18 protein-coding genes are annotated in these 16,653 nt (G+C 68.2%); 3 read left to right on the forward strand and 15 right to left on the reverse strand.

Features of this window, described 5'->3' with window-relative positions; translation table 11 throughout:
• Positions 1-83 precede the first annotated feature (83 nt).
• The 5 genes from JW792_RS00505 to lgt form a co-directional block, all read right to left on the reverse strand.
• Positions 84-767: a 50S ribosomal protein L25/general stress protein Ctc gene (locus JW792_RS00505; RefSeq protein ID WP_135994597.1), complete on the reverse strand. Its 684-nt coding sequence runs from the start codon at positions 765-767 to the stop codon at positions 84-86.
• Positions 768-986: 219 nt separating this feature from the next.
• On the reverse strand, positions 987-1,361 hold the full coding sequence (locus JW792_RS00510; protein WP_135994596.1) for an EF-hand domain-containing protein: 375 nt from the start codon (positions 1,359-1,361) through the stop codon (positions 987-989).
• 94 nt (positions 1,362-1,455) lie between these two features.
• Positions 1,456-2,388: a ribose-phosphate pyrophosphokinase gene (locus JW792_RS00515; protein WP_135994595.1), complete on the reverse strand. Its 933-nt coding sequence runs from the start codon at positions 2,386-2,388 to the stop codon at positions 1,456-1,458.
• 97 nt (positions 2,389-2,485) lie between these two features.
• On the reverse strand, positions 2,486-3,643 hold the full coding sequence (locus tag JW792_RS00520) for a class I SAM-dependent methyltransferase (RefSeq protein ID WP_135994594.1): 1,158 nt from the start codon (positions 3,641-3,643) through the stop codon (positions 2,486-2,488).
• The gene (gene lgt / locus JW792_RS00525; protein ID WP_135994593.1) at positions 3,640-4,557 is read right to left on the reverse strand and encodes a prolipoprotein diacylglyceryl transferase; all 918 of its coding nucleotides are present in this window, start codon (positions 4,555-4,557) and stop codon (positions 3,640-3,642) included. The genes JW792_RS00520 and lgt overlap by 4 nt, the downstream gene beginning before the upstream one ends.
• A 107-nt stretch (positions 4,558-4,664) precedes the next feature.
• Here lgt and JW792_RS00530 point away from each other — a divergent pair, with 107 nt between their 5' ends.
• The 3 genes from JW792_RS00530 (at position 4,665) to proC (ending at position 6,444) form a co-directional block, all read left to right on the forward strand.
• A complete protein-coding gene (locus JW792_RS00530; RefSeq protein WP_135994592.1) occupies positions 4,665-4,964 on the forward strand; it encodes an accessory factor UbiK family protein in 300 nt (99 codons plus the stop codon).
• A 109-nt stretch (positions 4,965-5,073) separates the two neighbouring features.
• Positions 5,074-5,571 (forward strand): type III secretion system chaperone family protein, encoded by a 498-nt coding sequence (locus tag JW792_RS00535; RefSeq protein ID WP_135994591.1) that lies wholly within the window; start codon positions 5,074-5,076, stop codon positions 5,569-5,571.
• Between the two features lie 12 nt (positions 5,572-5,583).
• Positions 5,584-6,444 carry a pyrroline-5-carboxylate reductase gene (gene proC / locus JW792_RS00540; RefSeq protein ID WP_135994590.1) on the forward strand — a complete coding sequence of 287 codons (861 nt, stop codon included), beginning with the start codon at positions 5,584-5,586 and terminating at the stop codon, positions 6,442-6,444.
• 39 nt (positions 6,445-6,483) lie between these two features.
• On the opposite strand, the gene JW792_RS00545 is transcribed toward proC, so the two are convergent.
• From JW792_RS00545 to JW792_RS00590, 10 genes are all read right to left on the reverse strand, one after another.
• Positions 6,484-7,251, reverse strand: coding sequence for a hypothetical protein (locus tag JW792_RS00545; protein ID WP_135994589.1), 768 nt, complete (start codon positions 7,249-7,251; stop codon positions 6,484-6,486).
• Positions 7,248-8,045 (reverse strand): hypothetical protein, encoded by a 798-nt coding sequence (locus JW792_RS00550; protein WP_135994588.1) that lies wholly within the window; start codon positions 8,043-8,045, stop codon positions 7,248-7,250. The genes JW792_RS00545 and JW792_RS00550 overlap by 4 nt, the downstream gene beginning before the upstream one ends.
• Positions 8,042-8,764 (reverse strand): hypothetical protein, encoded by a 723-nt coding sequence (locus tag JW792_RS00555; RefSeq protein WP_135994587.1) that lies wholly within the window; start codon positions 8,762-8,764, stop codon positions 8,042-8,044. Before JW792_RS00555 ends, JW792_RS00550 begins: the two co-directional genes overlap by 4 nt.
• A complete protein-coding gene (locus JW792_RS00560; RefSeq protein ID WP_135994586.1) occupies positions 8,761-9,483 on the reverse strand; it encodes a hypothetical protein in 723 nt (240 codons plus the stop codon). Before JW792_RS00560 ends, JW792_RS00555 begins: the two co-directional genes overlap by 4 nt.
• On the reverse strand, positions 9,480-11,315 hold the full coding sequence (locus tag JW792_RS00565; protein ID WP_135994585.1) for a hypothetical protein: 1,836 nt from the start codon (positions 11,313-11,315) through the stop codon (positions 9,480-9,482). Before JW792_RS00565 ends, JW792_RS00560 begins: the two co-directional genes overlap by 4 nt.
• Positions 11,316-11,367: 52 nt before the next feature.
• A complete protein-coding gene (locus JW792_RS00570; protein ID WP_135994584.1) occupies positions 11,368-12,219 on the reverse strand; it encodes a hypothetical protein in 852 nt (283 codons plus the stop codon).
• Positions 12,220-12,444: 225 nt separating this feature from the next.
• Positions 12,445-13,764: an ATP-binding protein gene (locus JW792_RS00575; RefSeq protein WP_135994583.1), complete on the reverse strand. Its 1,320-nt coding sequence runs from the start codon at positions 13,762-13,764 to the stop codon at positions 12,445-12,447.
• Positions 13,765-13,775: 11 nt separating this feature from the next.
• A complete protein-coding gene (locus JW792_RS00580) occupies positions 13,776-14,486 on the reverse strand; it encodes a response regulator (RefSeq protein ID WP_135994582.1) in 711 nt (236 codons plus the stop codon).
• Positions 14,487-14,539: 53 nt separating this feature from the next.
• Complete coding sequence (locus JW792_RS00585; RefSeq protein ID WP_135994581.1) at positions 14,540-15,901, reverse strand: globin-coupled sensor protein; 1,362 nt, start codon at positions 15,899-15,901, stop codon at positions 14,540-14,542.
• Between the two features lie 131 nt (positions 15,902-16,032).
• Positions 16,033-16,647, reverse strand: coding sequence for a CDP-alcohol phosphatidyltransferase family protein (locus tag JW792_RS00590; RefSeq protein WP_135994580.1), 615 nt, complete (start codon positions 16,645-16,647; stop codon positions 16,033-16,035).
• Positions 16,648-16,653 lie beyond the last annotated feature (6 nt).

Here is a 16,653-nt window from a genome sequence, read left to right on the forward strand (position 1 = left end):
CTCTCCCGGAAACGAAAAGGGCGGCCGCCGAGTAACCGGAACGGACCGCCCTTTGGAACCTGGCGCGTGGCCTCTGGCCGAGCTTACTCGTGCTCGCCCTTCTTGGCCTCGTCCTCTTCCTCGTCTTCCATCACCGAGTCGTCGCTCTGCTCGATGACCTCGGTCTCGATCTCTTCTTCCACGTCCGGCTCTTCCTCGACGAGGGCGCGCGAGGTCTGGATCGTGGCGATGGTGAAGTCGCGGTCGGTGATCGTCGGCTTGACGTTCTCCGGCAGCGCCACGTTGGAGATGTGCACCGCGTCGCCGATCTCGAGACCGGTGAGGTCCACCTCGATGGCTTCCGGGATGGAGCCGGCCGGGCAGTCGACCTCGATCTCGTGGCGCACCACGTTGAGCACGCCGCCACCTTCCAGGCCCGGCGACTTCTCTTCGTTGACGAAGTGGACCGGCACCTCGACGGTGATGATGGAGTCGGCTTCCACGCGGTAGAAGTCGATGTGCATCGGCTCGTCGCGGACCGGGTGGAACTGGACCTCGCGGGTCAGGACCGACTGCTGCTCGCCCTTATGGTCGATCGCGATCATGTGGTTGAGGAACTTGCCCGAATTGATCGCCTTGACGACCTCGTTGGCCTTCAGGGCGATCGCGACGGGGTCCTTGCCGCCGCCATACAGGACGCCCGGCACCTGGCCGCTGCGGCGCGCTTCGCGGGCGCCGCCCTTGCCGGTGCGCTCGCGCACTTCAACGGAGAGAACGATATCGCTCATCGGTCCGGTCCTTCAAAAAAAGGTATCAAACACGAACGCCGCGAGCCCGCCGGTTGACGTGCCGCGGCATTCGAGTGCGCGCCGGGCCTGTCCCGTCGCGTTTCGAGCGGCGGCTAATAGCCGATCCCGCATCGCCACGCAACCGGCCCGGCATGTGAAAAACCGGCGCGTAGCAGGCGCGCCGGCTTTTCCGCTGTCGTACCGGACGCAGGTCACGCGTCAGTCGGTCAGGTTGGACACGTCGTACATGGCGCGCGCCGCGGCGCGGTACTCCTCCCAGCTCACGGTCTCGTCGCCGTCGGTGTCGAAATCGTCGAAGCGCTCGGCATAGAAGCCTTCATCGGCCTGCCATTCGCCCCACTCCTGGCGCGAGAGGGTGTCGTTGTCATCGGCATCGATGGCGCTGAAGGCCTGCTCGAGCCGGGACTCGAACATCATCTCGAAGGCCATGTCGTCCTTCGACATGCCCCGGTGCTGCTCGGACATGTCTTCCCGGGGGTTCGACATGCCTTCGTGCTGGCCGTGGTGATCGGCGAGGGCGACGCCGCCGAAGCCGAGCGCGGCGGCGGTGGCGAATACGGTCAGGCGCTTCATCGTGGACTCCTCGTAAAGCTCTTCGCACCGCGCTCGCGGTGCCACACGTCCACGGAAACGCGCAGCCGTCCGCGCCGTTCCAAGCGTGCGCGGATCAGTCGAAGAGCTTGGAGACCGATTCCTCGTTGGCGATGCGCCTTATGGCCTCGCCGAGCAGAGGTGCGATGGGCAGGACGCGGATATTGGTCGAGTTCGCGGACTTGTCGCGCACATTGATGGAATCGGTGACCACGAGCTCCTTCAGCACCGAGTCCCCGATGCGTTCCACCGCCTTGCCCGAGAGCACGCCGTGCGTGATGTAGGCCGACACCTCGCTCGCCCCGCGCTCCTTCAGCGCCGCGGCCGCGTTGCACAGCGTGCCGCCTGAATCGATGATGTCGTCGAAGATGATGCAGCGCCGGTCGGCGACGTCGCCGATGATGTTCATTACCTCCGCGACGCCGGCGCGCGGGCGGCGCTTGTCGACGATGGCGATCTCCGCGCCGAGGCGCTGGGCCAGGGCGCGCGCGCGCACCACCCCGCCGACATCGGGCGAGACGATCAGCAGGTCGTCGATCTGGTAGTGCTGGCGGATGTCCTGCTCGAACACGGGCGTGGCGAACAGGTTGTCGGTCGGGATGTCGAAGAAGCCCTGGATCTGGCCGGCGTGCAGGTCCAGCGTCAGCACGCGGTGGGCGCCGGCCTGGGCGATGAGATTGGCCACCAGCTTGGCCGTGATCGGCGTGCGCCCGCCGGTCTTCCGGTCCTGCCTGGCATAGCCGAAATAGGGAATGACCGCGGTGATCCGTCGCGCGCTGGCCCGGGAGAGCGCGTCGATGCAGATCAGCAGTTCCATCAGGTGGTCGTTGGCCGGTTTCGAGGTCGGCTGGATGAGGAAGACGTCCTCCCCGCGCATGTTCTCGTCTATACGCACGAACAGCTCGCCGTCTGCGAAGGTCTCGATCTCCACGTTCGACAGCGGGGCGTCGAGATAGTCCGCGATCGCCTTGGCCAGGGGCTTGTTGGCGTTGCCGCACATGAGCTTCATGGGCAGGAAATCCCTTCGCAGTCTTCGCGTTGGAAGGGCTCTTAGCAGAGCTTTGGTAAAGCGCCTAGGCGGGCCGGGAGATTCTATCGCAGCGCGCTCAGCCTTGCGCCGTGAACGGAGGAAGTCCGGCCGGGTCGGGAAGCCCCGGAGACGACAGGCAGATCGCCTTGAACAGCACGCCCATCTGGTCCTCGCCGGTCAGCCGGTCGAGCTGGCGCAGCAGCATGTCGCGCTTCTCCGGCACCCGGGCCGCCAGCATCTTCGTGCGCTGGGCGATGCCGAGCGCGGCCAGGAAGTCGCGCTGGGTCTGCGGCCCGTGCACGTCGAGCCCGGCCTCGATGCCGGCCTTCGCCAGCGTCTCGAAGTCGACCCGCGTCGTCAGGTCCGCCGTGCCGGGCCGGTCGAGCGGATCGACCTTCTCGTGCGCGCGGATGGCCTGCAGCGTGTCGCCGGGTTCCGATTTCGCCGGGCCGTAATCGATGAACAGCGCCCGCCCCTTGTGGCGGGAGAAGCGCAGCGCGAGCGCGTCCACGATCTGCCGGTCGCCGGGGCGCAGCTCGACGAGGCTGCCTTCGGGCAGGTCCCTGAGGCTCTCGGGCACGAATTCGAGATCGGCGCTGGAAAGCGCCGGCCCGGTCACGAAGGCGAAGCGGGTCTCGTCATCGGGATGCAGCCCCACGCAGCGCTCGCGCCAGACGCCCCCGGCCTTCACCGCCTGGCGTACCGGCAGGCAGTCGAGAAACTCGTTGGCGAGGATGACGGCCGGCCCGTCCGGGGCCTTCTCCAGCCGGTCGGCCCACCGGATCTGCACCGGGGAATCGGCGAGCACCCGGCCCTGCACCATCTTCAGCGCGGGGCTGGCCTCCACCAGCGTGACCTCGAGCGCATTGAGGAAGCCCGGCACGACGCGGCCGGTGCGCAGGATGTCGTGCATCAGCGTGCCCTTGCCGGGACCGAGCTCGACGAGGTGGACATGGGCGGGCGAGCCCATGTCGACCCAGGCCTGGGCCGCCCACAGTCCGATCACCTCGCCGAACATCTGGCTGATCTCCGGCGCGGTCACGAAGTCCGCCCCCGCGCCCAGCGGGTCCTTGGTGGCGTAGAAGCCGGCGATCGGATCGAACAGCGCCTCGGCCATGAAGACCGGGACCGGCACCGGCCCGGACTCCCCGATCCGCGTCCTCAGCCTGTCCGCGATGCGCGCCTCGGGGCGCGCGTCGGGGCTCTCCTGGCGTCCTTCGCTGGTCTGGCTCATGACGGGGTGTTGCGCTTGGCCTTCTTCGTGATCGTGGCGTCGGGCTTGCCGGGACCCTCGTCCGGCTCCCGCTTCAACGCCCGCCAGATGAGGAAGGCTCCCGCCGCGATCAGGGGCAGGGAGAGGATCATGCCCATGGTGACATAGCCCTGCAGCGCCTCGGGCATGTGGGTGTCCGGCTCGCGCACGAGTTCCACGAGCGAGCGGAACACGCCGTAGCCGGCGAGGAACACCCCCGTCACCAGGCCCGGCCGGGCGAGGGCACGCATGCGGAAGATCAGGTAGAGGATCAGCCCGAACAGGACGAGGCCTTCCAGGCCCGCCTCGTAGAGCTGGCTCGGATGGCGCAGCGCGCATTCGGGATCCCCGGCAAAGCGCATCGCCCAGGGCAGGTCCGGCGCCTCGCGCCCCCACAGCTCGCCATTGATGAAGTTCGCGAGCCGGCCGAAGAACAGCCCGATCGGGGTCGCCGCGGCGACCGCGTCGGCGGTGCGAAGCAGCGGCACGCCGTGCGCGCGGCTGGTGAAGAACACCGCGAGCGCGACGCCGATCAGCCCGCCATGGAAGCTCATCCCGCCTTCGGTGATGCCGGTCACCACCCACAGGGGCCGCTCCCAGATCGCGCTCGTCTGGTAGAACAGGACGTAGCCCAGCCGGCCCCCGCCGATCACGCCGATCATGATCCACAGCAGCAGGTCGTCGACGAACAGCCGCGTCAGCGGCGCGCCCTTGGGCTCGGAATGGGTGGTCCACAGCCGCGGGCGCCTGACCAGCTGGTGCACGTACCACAGCCCGAGGAACAGGCCGGCGATATAGGCCAGCGCATACCAGCGGATCGGCAGGCCGCCGAAGATCGGGATCTCGAACAGGACGGGGTCGATCAGGTCGAAGGTCGGGGTGCAGGCGGCCAGCATGGAGGCGCTCCGGTGAAGATCTCGCTGCGGCCCTTTCGCCCGGCGCGTTGCGCGAGCGGGCGTCGAGGGCCTATATGACCCCCTATAGCAGAGCACGCGGTGATGTCATGCAGTCGCGCAACCCGATTTTCGCCGATCTGGCGGACCTGATGACCGACGCCTTCTCCGCCGCGCAGGCGGCCGGGGACGAGGCGCGCTCGGTCTTCCGTGCGCAGGCCGAACGCATGGCCGCCGAACTCGATCTCGCCCGGCGCGACGAACTCGACGCGCTGAAGGCCCGGCTCGACGCGCTCGCCGGCGAGACCGAATCACTGCGCTCGCGGATCGAGTCTCTGGAAGGAAAATCGGCCCCGAAGGCCTCGAAACCGGCCGCGCCGCGCAAACGCCCCGCAACGAAAAAGTCTTGAAGCTGAACAGCTTGACCCTTCCGGCTCCAATCGCGCTTGCGCGAGAGTCCAAGCCCTGCCTAGGCTCGGTCCCGCAATCGCGATTGCAGCAGGAGGGGGAGTGAAGGTCATGGAACTCAATCACGACACGCTCAACCTGGAGGCCGACCCGCTGGAAAGCGTGGAACAGGCCGTCATCGCCGAGCAATACGCCTACGAGCGCGACGACACGGAACTCCACATCGCCGTGCCGGGCAGCTGGCGCGATCACCAGATCTGGTTCGCCTGGCGGCCCGAGCTCGACGCGATGCATCTGTGCGCCAGCCTCGAGCTGAAGGTGCCCGAGAAGCGCTTCCGCGATGCCTGCGAACTCGTCAACCGCATCAACGAGCGCCTCTATCTCGGACATTTCGAGGTCTGGAGCGAGGACGGCTCGATCATTTTCCGCCATGCCCTGTCCCTACCGGGCGGGGAGGGGATGAACGCGGCCCAGGCCGCTGGCCTCATCGGCGCGGCCAAGGAGGCCGGAGAGCGGCTCTACCCGGCCTTCCAATATCTCATCTGGGGCGGCAAGAGCGTCAGCGAGGCCGTCTCGGCCGCGATGTTCGAAACCGCTGGCGAAGCGTAACGGAACACGACCATGACCAGTGAAAGAAACGGCCGGCTGGCCCTCGTGGGGGTCGGCCGCATGGGCGCGGCCATGGCGACGGGCTGGCTCAGGAAGTCGCGCGGCGGCGTTCCCGCCGACAGGCTGATCTTCATCGATCCGGGCCTGGAAGGCCCCGCGGCCGATCTCGCCAGGGAGCACGGGGTCACCCATCTGGCGAGCCTCGACGCGAAGACGGCAAAGAGCGTCGACACGCTCATCCTCGCCGTGAAGCCCCAGGTCATGGAAAAGGTCCTGCCCGCGCTTTCCGAGGTCGTGCGCGAGGACACCCTCATCATCTCGGTTGCCGCCGGCATCGGGCTTCGCACCTTCGAGAAGGCCTTCCCCGGCCGGCCGATCGTGCGCAACATGCCCAACGTGCCCGGCGCCATCGGCAAGGGCATCAATGTGGCCATCGCCAACGCGCGCGCCGACGAACTCGGTCTTCGCAAGCAGGCCGAGACGCTCCTGAAGGTCACCGGCCCGGTCGAGTGGCTGGAGGAGGAACGCCTGATGGGCGCGGCCACGGGCGTGTCCGGTTCGGGGCCCGCCTATGTCTTCCTCATGGCCGAGGCGCTCGCGCGCGCCGGCGAGGCCGAGGGCCTTCCCGCCGACCTCGCCGAGCGCCTCGCCGTCGCGACGGTGGCCGGCGCCGGCGCCATGCTGGAAAAATCCCTGAAGGACGGCAGCGCCAACGCCGCCGAGCTGCGCCGCTCGGTCACCTCCCCCAAGGGCACCACCCAGGCCGCCCTCGACGTCCTCATGGGCGAGGGAGGCCTTCCCAGCCTCATCCACAAGGCCGTCGCCGCCGCCGAGAAGCGGAGCCGCGAGCTGGGCAGCGGAGAAAAGAAGTAGGCGGGCACCTGCGCCGGCCTGACAAGACCCGGAGCGGGCTTACTCTGCCGCGTCCCGTTCTGCCGCAATCTCCTCGCCAAGCCAGTCCGGCGGCGTGCACGTGCTCTCGAGTTCCAGTGCCAGCGCCTCGCACAATATGCGGGCACGATCGAGGATGACCTGGCGGCGCGAGTCGAACTCGGCCTGCTCGCCCATCACCCGGTGGATCGCATTGACCAGCTGCCGGTCCGAGCCGGCCGCGGCCCAGTCGACATCCAGCGTGTAGCTGCCCGGCACCTCGGGCGCGTAACGCGTTGTCAGGTAGGGCGAGGCGAGTGCTGCGATATCGGGCGTGCGCGCCATGTATTCGCCGCGGGCGCGGTCGTGGAAGACCACGACGCCCTCGAACAGCGAGAGTGCCTCGCGCACCTGCGCGGAGCGAATGGTGGTGATCGCGCCCGAGGCCGTGAGCTGGTCATGGGCCGCGCGGATCGGGGTCATGTCGCGGTAGACGCTCATGACCTGCAGACCGTGCGCGCCATCTCCGGCCCTGACAGTATCGCCGGCCAGACGCGCCGCGGCGGCCTCGCGATCGGCCTGCAGCCGGCCCGCGCGATAGATGATCAGCTCGCTGTAGGCGACATTGTTCTGCGCTTCGCCGAGCAGCAGTTCGAGCGCGCGCCGCTCGGTAAGGCGCTCGGCCCTCGCCGCATTCCACGCCGTGATCTGGAAGCCGATCACGACGCCGAGAATGACGATCACGAACTCGATTCCCACGGCGAACCAGTTCTGCTCGCGGATGGCGCGGGTGAGGCGGGCGAGGATCATTCGTCCACCTCGTATGACCAGCGGTTACCGACAGCGCCCCCTGTGAAGTCCAGCGGCAGGTCGATCACGCACGCGCCACGCACTGACCGCGCGAGTTCGTTGTAATGACGCCATTGCGCCCGATCCTCTTCTGCGGGCGCGATGGCGAGTCGATGCATCGTGTCGAACAGGAAGCGCCCCGAATTGAGGACGCCCTGATTCCAGCCATCCAGTTCCGCAAGCGTTCGCCGGATTTCCAGGCGGGTGGGCGCGTCCATCCGGTCGACCATCTCGACCAGGGAGAGCCGGGAGCGCAGTACCTCCTCTTCGGCGTTCGCCGCAGCGATCTGGCGTACCCATTCATACGCCACGGCGTAATCGGCGGCGCGCTGGGGGTCCATGTGATCGAAGGCACCCGTGGCGACGGCGCGGTCGAACGCCGAGGTCGGATAATTCCACAGCCCGACGGGGTAATAATCCTGGAATATTCCATCCTGCAGCGCACTGAGCCGGCCCCGCGCCGGCGTCGTGAATTCGGCCCCGTCTTCCACCGATACTGCCTCGTCCAGACGTGCAATCGCGTCGACCAGGCATGGATGGGTCGTGTAGCGCCGCATGGTGCCGATCGCCATGAACATCAGGTCGGTGTCCATTGCCTGCTGCGAGATCACCGCGCTGCGCCGTGCCTCGCGATCGGCCACCCATTGCGAGGCTGCAAGGGCCAGCAAGACCCCGGCGACCACGATGAGGAAATCGAGAAGGACCGCGAGCCAGTTCTGGGCTCTGACATGGGCCATGAGACGGCGCAGCATCATTCGAGCCACCCTTTCTCCTGCGCGTAGGTCGCAAGTGCGGCGCGATACTGCGCATTGAGTTCAAGCGACTGGCGATGCAGCTGGAGGAACTGGTGATAGATGAGGCCGAACTGGGCCAGATGGCGCTCGAGCGCTTCATCGGCCAGCAGGTCCGACGCCGGGGTGGTGATTTCGCGGCCGCTCTCCGTGAACCGGAACTGCAGGCGGTCGTTCATCTCGACCCTCTGGGAAAGGCTTACACCGCCGATATTGGCAAAGGCCTTTGTGGCCGACGCTATGACCTCCCGGTGGCCGGCGATGGTATCCTGCAGCGATTGGGACCGGATAAGAGACAGATCTCCGCTGCTGACGATCTGATCGAGGGTCGCGCGGACGAACTCCTCGTCCTTCCAGGATCCCATCTCGCTGAGGTCGGTGCGCAATTGATCGGCTGCTGCCTGATCGATGGCCTCCAGTTGCAGCGTTTCATAGCCGCGCACGGCGGTGGCGCGAAAGCGCTCGGTGAGCGCGACGGCCTCTTCGATCTCCACCGCCGACCGATCGGCTTCGGTGAGAAGGCGGAGCACGATACTGCGTTCTTCGCGCTGTAGCGCCCGCGCCTCGTTCCAGTTGGCCACCTGGATGCCGATGAAGACGCCAAGCACGACGATGACGAAGTCGAGGCCGACCGCGGTCCAGTTCTGGGCCCGCACATGTTCGGTGATGCGGCGCAGGATCATCGGGCCGGCTCCAGCCGGGCGCGCAGGGTGGCGGCGTCCTCGCCGACGGCTCGGCGCAGCTCCAGCTCCGCGCGATTCACGCTCGCCAGCCAGCTGAGCGCCGGCAGGACGCGCGGGTCGGCGCGCAAGGCCTCGATATCATGGACGATCTCGACGGCTTCATAGGACTGCCCGTCCGGCGTCGGCCCGAAGACCGGATAGGCGTGCAAGCTGACCGGCTCGGTGTAGCGCGCCCAGAGATCGATGATCCCGACATTGGCGTCGGTCGCAGACTGCATGGACCTGTCAAAGCGGACGATGTCGAAGCGCAAGCCTTCATTATCAATGAGGCCCGTATCGCCAGATGCGAGCAGTTCGATCACCGTGGGAGACCGGGGGATCGCGGTGGAGGTGGACAGCACCCGGTCAACATCATCCTCGAAAAGCGCCAGGTCGTCGGGCGCCGCCTGATCGGAGCGAAGAAAGGCGGTGAGGCGCAGAGCGGACTGAACCCGGCCGTCGTAAATCTCGGCGGTCTCGCCCGCCCGGCGTTCGATTTCGGTGAGGTCGGTGATCAGGTGGGCGGTCACGCGATCCCGCCGGGCGTCCTCGCGCTGCGCCTCGTTCCAGTTGCCGAGCTGGATGCCGAGAAACACGCCGAGCACCACGATCAGCGTCTCGATCGTGACGGTGACGAAATCCTGCCGGCGCAGGGCGATGACGAGGCGGCGCAGGATCATTGGGCGATCTCCGCCGGCGGACAGGCGAACGGGATCGGCTCACCCCGGGGCGGGTCGATGCGTTCACGCTCGATCAGAGCCTGCAGGCCCGGATAGGGCTCGGGATCGAAATGGGGATAGATCAGGAACCCGATCAGCGGGAAAGGCGGCGCCGTGCGATCGAGATCCTGCAGCAAGGCGAATATTTCATCGTCCCGGCGCAGCAAGGAATAGGCGTGCCAGAGCCCCGAGGTTTCTCCGATCGCCGCCAGCTCTGCGGCCGCTCGTTCGGCGCGCGCCCGGTCGCCCTCGGCGCAAGCCTGGCGCATTTCGGGAATGAAGCGGGTCCAGTCGTCCTGCACGTCGGGCAATCGTATGTAGCGCTCGAAAACCTGGCCCGCTCCCTCGATGTCCCCCGCCCACAGGAGCGAGCGATGCGCCTGGTAAAGCAATCCCGCATTCCGGCTCCCGTCGGTGAGCGCCCGCCGCGCCAGCTCGGCGGCTCTGGGAGTCTCGCTCGACCACTGATAGCCCTGTATCAGGAGGTTCAGGTGTTCCCCGGTCGGCTGGGCCCGCGCTTCCATCTGTTCGAGATGGACCTGCGCTTCGGCTGGCGCGCCGAGATATTGATAGAGCTCGACCAGATCAAATCGCGCCTGAATGTCGTTGGGGATTCGCTCGAGATAGGCTTCCAGCTCTCCGGCGGCCTCGCGCAGCGCGCCCAGCAGCGAAGCGCGCTCCGCCCTGTAGCGCAGAGTTCTGACCGGATCGTCCGAAAGTGTGATCGCCGCCTCGAAATACCGCGACGCTTCGTCGAGCGCGGTCAGCGCATCGACGCGGTCGTCGCCCGAGCTTGCGGCCGGATTCACCGTGTTGGCCCAGGACAGCCCCGCTTCGAAATGGGCCGCGGCGAACTGCGGATCGAGCCGGGCCGAGCGCACGAAGGCCTCACGCGCCCGGCTCCAGTCCTCGTCGCTCAGCGTGACCATCGCGCGGGCGTAAAGCGCCTGGCCCTCCAGGAATGCCTCATAGGCCGCCACCGAACGCGTCCCGGACGACACCATGGCGCCGAGCGCCTCGGGGTTCATGGCGGTTTCAAGCGCGGAGGCGATCTCGATGGCGATGTCTTCCTGGATATCGATCACGTCGGCGACCGGCCGGTCATACGTCTCCGACCAGAGATGAAAGCCGTCCGAGGCGCGGATCAGCTGCGCGGTGATCCTGAGCCGATCGCCGGCCCGGCGGACAGACCCCTCCAGGACATGCGCCACACCCAGGCTGCTGGCGATGGCGGGCAGGTTCTCGGCGGAGTCCTTGTAGGCGAAAGAGCTGGTCCGCGACGCGACGAGCAGGTCAGGTGTGCGCGCGAGCGAGTTCAGGATTTCCTCCGTCAGCCCGTCCGCAAACCAGCCGTCATCGGCTTCGGAAAAGTCGCTGAAGGGCAGCACGGCGATGGATTTTTCCGTCGGGCCTCGCGGATCTGAAAGCGCGATGGCCTCGCCGGACGGAGGCGAAGCGGTGCGTGGGGCCGCAGTGACCCCGATGAGCACCGCGAGGGCGGCCAGGATGGTGAACTCGGGCCAGAGCGCCCGGCGCGTCCACAAAGGCTCTGCAAGCGGGGCGCGCCGAAGCCCCTGCGGCGAGAGATCCGCCGCCCACGCCAGAAGGAGCGCGATCGGAAAGGCGAGGATCAGGAGCCCGGCGATCAGCCCGTCGAACCAGGACGGCAGGCTGAAGGCGTTTTCGAAGAAGGCCGAGAGCTGGGCGAGGAGCCATCCGACCACGCCGTAGACGCCGGCAACGCGCACGACATTGCGCCGGATCAGCTCGGAGACGAAGCCTTCAGCGCTCATGTCACGTCCTCGCCGCCTCGACGGCCAGCGCACGCCTGGATGGGCGAACCGGTCATTCCGCCCCCTCGATCTGCGCGATGACCCTTTCGGCGTCATGGGTGATCAGCGCGAGCACGGACCGTGTGGTGTTCATTTGCGCCACGGCGCCGCGCGCGAGCTCCAGAAGGTGACGGTCGCGCGCCAGATCCCCGGCGACCTCCGCGATCAGGGCGGCCTCGTCGGGCGCCGGGCAGCGCGGGATGTTCACCGTCCGGTCCTCATCTGCGGCCAGCTTCGACCAGTTATCGATCTCCCCGCCCCGGCAGGTCTCGCCGATATAGACCTGGAGCGCCATGGGCATGCGCTGGCGCACCCGCTCGCGATAGGGTTCGGCGCGCACCACCGTGACGCCGAACTCCGGAGCCCAGGAGTCGTAATACCCCGCAAGGGCGAGGCGGACGTCCGGGCCGCCGATCAGATCGAGATCGCCTTTGCCTTCAAGCTCGCGATAGACCTGACGCGACTGGGAGAACGGCCAGGTCTGACCGAGCCGGAAGCTCGATTCCAGAAAGCGCCACTCCCCGATCTCGGCGAGGCGATCGGGCGCCTCCATCACCGCGAGGACCGTATCGGCGTGCTCGGAAAGGCCCTGATAATAGGCGTCGCGCTCCTCGAATTCGGCGATGTCGCGGCGCAGATTGGCGACCAGATTGGCGCGCGCCGCATCCGCGCTCGCCGCCCGCATGCGCCCCTCGTTCCAGGCGTTGATCTGGAAGCCGATCACCACACCGGCGATGACGATCACGAATTCCAGGAAGACCGCGTAATAGTTCTGCTCGCGGATGGCTTTGGCGAGATTCTGCAGGATCATGATGCGCCCCGGCATGCCCTCGACAACCATCGCGGCGGGGCGCAGGAATCGCAATCGAAAACTTTGAGTGGCGGGGGCCGGCGCCCGGTGGCCGACCTGCGCAGCGGGCAGGAAGGGACCGGCTCAATCCGCGCCACGCCGCGCGCGCTTGTAATCGGTCCGATGACCCTGCTGGCGCACCTTCTTCACCGCCTCGCCATCCTGCCGTGGCCGCGGAGAAGAAGGCCGGGAGTAGTCGTGGTAGGAGTCCGAAATTCGAGAATTGGGGGGGTAACTCTCTCACGCGGGCAGGCTGAGGACCGCGCGCAGGCCGCCGAGTTCGCTGTCTTCTAGGCGCACGTCCCCGCCATGGGCCCGCGCCGTGTCGCGCGCGATGGCCAGGCCCAGGCCGACGCCCTTGCGGTTGGCGTTTCTGGCTTCATCCAGGCGCGAGAAGGGCTTGAAGGCTTCGCCGCGCCGGTCGGGCGGGATGCCGGGGCCGTTGTCGTCCACCGCGATCTCGATGCGGTCCTCGACGCGGCGCGCCGAGAGCACGATGCGGGTGGCGAAGGCGCGCGCGTTCTGGACCAGATTGGTGACGGCGCGTTTCAGCGGCGCGGCGCGGCCCTCCAGGACGAGGCCCTCCTCGGCCTCGATCTCGATATCGGCCCCGTCCTCGCGGCGCACGTTCTCGCCGATCTCGTGGCACAGGGCGGTCAGATCGACCGGGCCCGGCTCCTCGCCGGCCTGGCCGCGCGCGAAGGCGAGATATTCCTCCAGCGCCTCCTCCATCTCGGCAAGGTCCTTCAGCGCCGCCTCGCGCTCCTCGCTCTTCTCCATCAGCGCGAGCTGCAGGCGCAGGCGGGTCAGCGGCGTGCGCAGATCGTGGCTGACGCCCGCGAGCAGGGCGGTGCGCTGCTCCATGTGGCGCTTCAGGCGCTGGCGCATGTCGATGAAGGCGTGGGCGGCCTGGCGCACCTCGCGCGCGCCGGCCGGCTTGAAGCGCTCCACGTCCTGGCCGCGCCCGAAGGCCTCGGCCGCCTCGGCGAGCTGGCGGATGGGTTTGACCTGGTTCCTGATGAAGATGATCGACACCGCGGTCAGAAGGCTCGTCGCGGCGATGATCCACAGAAGGAAGATGTGCCCGGTCGTGGCGAAGACCTGTTCGCGCACCACGATGAAGCGCAGCACGCCGTCCGCCACCGCCACGCGGATGTCCACGTATTCGGGATAGCGCGTGGTGTCGAACCAGAAATCCTCGTCGAGCTCGTTGGCGAGCGCACGCCTCAGCGTGCGGTCGAGGGCGCGGAAGAAGGCGGTGCGCCGCGCCGTCGGCAGGGCGTCGCCCTCGCGCAGGTCGACCGACAGGCCCATGGTGGAATAGGCGGTGCTCGCGATGCGCTCGAACTCGCCGGGCTGGTCCTGGTAGAGCTCGGTGATCATGGCGACGTCGCCCGCGACGCTTTCCGACAGGCGCGCGGTGACCGTCTCCCAGTGCTCCTCGAAGAAGGTCCACGTCACCGCGACCTGCATCAGCGCGACGGGCAGCACGATGATCAGCAGGGAGCGGCCGAACAGGCCCTTGGGCAGGTAGCGCTTGATGCCGGTGCGAAGCTTCATCGGGCGCAGCCTCATCGCGGCCCGCTCTCGAACACCGGCTCGGCGACGAGCTTGTATCCTTCCCCGCGCACGGTCTGGACCCAGATCGGGTCCTTGGGGTCGGCCTCGATCTTGCGCCTCAGCCGGGTCACCTGCACGTCGACGGCCCGCTCGCCGGCGCCGGCTGCGGCCTTGTCGGACAGGGTCTGGCGCGAGACCGGCTGGCCGGGGCTCTGGGCCAGCGCCGTCAGCAGCGCCGCCTCCCCGCCGGTCAGGCGCACCCGCTCGCCGTCGCGTTCCAGGCTCGCCGTGTCGAGATCGAAGCGCCAGGGCCCGAACACGACGCGCGCCGGTCCCTGCGTCCTGGGCAGAGAGCGCCGCAGGATCGCCTGCACGCGCAGGATCAGCTCCTCGGGCTCGAACGGCTTGGCGAGATAGTCGTCCGCGCCCGCCGACAGGCCGCGAATGCGGTCCTCCGGCTCGCCGCGTGCGGTCAGCAGCAGGATCGGCACGTCCCCGGTCTCGCGGATCACCTCGGTGAGGCGGAACCCGTCCATGCCCGGCATCATCACGTCGAGGATGAGCAGGTCGAAGGCGAGCGCGCGCAGCATGGCGAGCGCCTTGTCGGCATGGGGCGCGGAGGAGACCCGGTAGCCGCGCGCGCGCAGGTATCGCGAGAGCAGCTCGCGGATGCGGTCATCGTCGTCGACGACGAGGATATGGCTCTGGCGGGTCTCCGTCATGGCCTCACTTTAGAGGCCAAGACGGCCGGCGGGGCAAGCTCGCCGGTGCGCGCTCACGCCGCGCGGATGCGTTCCAGGAAGCGGGCGGCGTCGCCGCGCAGCGCCTCGGCCTGGCGTCCGAGTTCCTCGGCCGCGCCGACGACCGCATCGGCCGACTGGCTGGTCTCCTGCGCGCCGGCCAGGACGGACTGGATCGTCTGGCTGACCGAGCCGGAGCTCTTCGCGGTCTCGCCGGTATTGCGGCTGATCTCCGCGGTCGCGGCGTTCTGCTGCTCCACCGCCGCCGAGATCGAGCTCGACACGCCGCTGACCGTTTCCACACGCCCGGTGACGCGCCCGATCGCCTCGACGGCCTGTTTCACGACGGACTGGATATTGGCGATCTGGCCGGAGATCTCCTCGGTCGCCGAGGCGGTCTTGCGCGCGAGGGACTTCACCTCGCTGGCGACCACGGCAAAGCCCTTGCCGGCATCGCCGGCGCGCGCGGCCTCGATGGTGGCGTTGAGCGCGAGCAGGTTGGTCTGTTCGGCGACGGTCTCGATGAGATTGACGATCTCGCCGATCTTCTCGGCCGCCTCGGCCAGCTCGGCCATGGTCTCCCCGGTGCGCCGGGCCTCGCTGGAGGCGGCACCGGAGGCGTCGGCCGCTTGCGCGGCCTGTTCGGAGATTTCCGCGATCGCGCGCGTCAGCTCGTCGGCGGCGGCCGCGACGCTCTTCGCGGTGGCGGTGGCTTCCTCGGCGGCGGCCGCGACGGCGGAGGATTTCTGCGTCGTCGTCTCGGCGGTCGCCGACATCGAGCGCGCGGTGCGCGAGAGTTCCTCGGAGGCCGCCGCCACGGCGGAGACCATGCCCGCGACGCGCTCGGAGAACTCGTTCGCAAGCTCGCCGGTCTGCCGGCGGCGCTCGGCCTCCATGTGGGCGTAGATCGTGCTCATCACGAGATCCATGTCGAGCATGACCGCCTTGGTCAGCACGCTCGCGCGTGCGCGCGCCGCGGCGAACGCCTTCTTCGCCCCGGCAAGGCCCGCGCCCTTGCCCGCCTCTTCCAGGATCGCGTCGAGCAGCCCGCCCATGAGGAAGTTGTAGCCGCCGAAATACCATTCCGGCTGCAGGTTCAGCCGGGCGTGCGTGTTACCGATCGCCTGCACCGAGCGGGTGTACTCCGCGTCGAAGCGCGCCTCGCAGATCCGCAGCCAGTGCTGCAGCTGCTTGTGCGCCGCGTGCTTCATGCCGGCATCCCCGCCGAACATCTGCGCCACCTCGGGATAATGCCTCAGATGGGCGTAGAACTTCTCCAGGATCGCCGGGAAGCGCGCCTCGATCAGCGGCTTCAGGGCGCGCAGCGTGCGCCTGTCCTCGTCGGAGAATTTCAGGAAGGCGAGCCGCTGGGCATAGTCGATCGTAGGCTGGCTCATCGGGTCTCTGTCCGTGGCTGGAGGATGCGCCGCGCGGGCGCCGGAATCCGCGGAAGAGAAAACCGGGCGAGGTTAACGAAGCCCTTCGCGAACTGGGGCTTTTGCGTTGGCGCGACCCGCCGGCCGGAACCCTAGCGCGACAGCGCCTTTCGCAGGTACGGCACGGCGGTCCAGGCGCTCAGCGCCGCCGCGAGCCACACCCCGCCCACCCAGAGATAGAACCAGGCGGCGACCTCGCGCATGCCGAAAAGTACCAGGAGATAGGGCAGCGCGATCAGGATCATGACGAGGCCGGTCTTGAACTTGGCGTCGTCGGTGACGGGAAGCGGCACCTCGTCGCGCGAGAGGCGCGACAGGCGCAGGCCGGTCACCACCACGTCGCGCCCGACGATGATCGCGACGGCCGGCGTCAGATAGGGGTCGAGGCCGGACACCCGGACGAAGGCGAGGAGATAGGCCGCGACCAGCACCTTGTCGGCGATCGGGTCGAGCAGGGCGCCGAGCGGGCTCGTGGCCCCGAGCGCGCGCGCGAGCCAGCCGTCGAGACCATCGCTGAGCGCTGCGATCGCGAAGACAAGGCCCGAGCCGGCCGCGAACCAGACCGCCGCCTCCTGCGTGCCGGCCTCCAGATGGAGATGGCGGGCGTGCAGCAGCATCCAGGCGCCCGCCAGACCGGCGAGTGCCCGCCCGATCGTGACGAGATTGGGCAGGTGGCGGGTGAGGCCCGGCGGGTGTGAGGCGCGCATCGACAC

Source organism: Marinicauda algicola (genome assembly GCF_017161425.1).
In the GTDB taxonomy this organism is placed as follows: Bacteria; Pseudomonadota; Alphaproteobacteria; order Caulobacterales; family Maricaulaceae; genus Marinicauda; species Marinicauda algicola.

Bases quoted from the DNA above. Each gene is read 5' to 3' on its own strand.
- JW792_RS00505 (WP_135994597.1), bottom strand. From the start codon at position 767: ATGAGCGATATCGTTCTCTCCGTTGAAGTGCGCGAGCGCACCGGCAAG.
- JW792_RS00510 (WP_135994596.1), bottom strand. From the start codon at position 1,361: ATGAAGCGCCTGACCGTATTCGCCACCGCCGCCGCGCTCGGCTTCGGC.
- JW792_RS00515 (WP_135994595.1), bottom strand. From the start codon at position 2,388: ATGAAGCTCATGTGCGGCAACGCCAACAAGCCCCTGGCCAAGGCGATC.
- JW792_RS00520 (WP_135994594.1), bottom strand. From the start codon at position 3,643: ATGAGCCAGACCAGCGAAGGACGCCAGGAGAGCCCCGACGCGCGCCCC.
- lgt (WP_135994593.1), bottom strand. From the start codon at position 4,557: ATGCTGGCCGCCTGCACCCCGACCTTCGACCTGATCGACCCCGTCCTG.
- JW792_RS00530 (WP_135994592.1), top strand. From the start codon at position 4,665: ATGCAGTCGCGCAACCCGATTTTCGCCGATCTGGCGGACCTGATGACC.
- JW792_RS00535 (WP_135994591.1), top strand. From the start codon at position 5,074: ATGGAACTCAATCACGACACGCTCAACCTGGAGGCCGACCCGCTGGAA.
- proC (WP_135994590.1), top strand. From the start codon at position 5,584: ATGACCAGTGAAAGAAACGGCCGGCTGGCCCTCGTGGGGGTCGGCCGC.
- JW792_RS00545 (WP_135994589.1), bottom strand. From the start codon at position 7,251: ATGATCCTCGCCCGCCTCACCCGCGCCATCCGCGAGCAGAACTGGTTC.
- JW792_RS00550 (WP_135994588.1), bottom strand. From the start codon at position 8,045: ATGATGCTGCGCCGTCTCATGGCCCATGTCAGAGCCCAGAACTGGCTC.
- JW792_RS00555 (WP_135994587.1), bottom strand. From the start codon at position 8,764: ATGATCCTGCGCCGCATCACCGAACATGTGCGGGCCCAGAACTGGACC.
- JW792_RS00560 (WP_135994586.1), bottom strand. From the start codon at position 9,483: ATGATCCTGCGCCGCCTCGTCATCGCCCTGCGCCGGCAGGATTTCGTC.
- JW792_RS00565 (WP_135994585.1), bottom strand. From the start codon at position 11,315: ATGAGCGCTGAAGGCTTCGTCTCCGAGCTGATCCGGCGCAATGTCGTG.
- JW792_RS00575 (WP_135994583.1), bottom strand. From the start codon at position 13,764: ATGAAGCTTCGCACCGGCATCAAGCGCTACCTGCCCAAGGGCCTGTTC.
- JW792_RS00580 (WP_135994582.1), bottom strand. From the start codon at position 14,486: ATGACGGAGACCCGCCAGAGCCATATCCTCGTCGTCGACGACGATGAC.
- JW792_RS00585 (WP_135994581.1), bottom strand. From the start codon at position 15,901: ATGAGCCAGCCTACGATCGACTATGCCCAGCGGCTCGCCTTCCTGAAA.
- JW792_RS00590 (WP_135994580.1), bottom strand. From the start codon at position 16,647: ATGCGCGCCTCACACCCGCCGGGCCTCACCCGCCACCTGCCCAATCTC.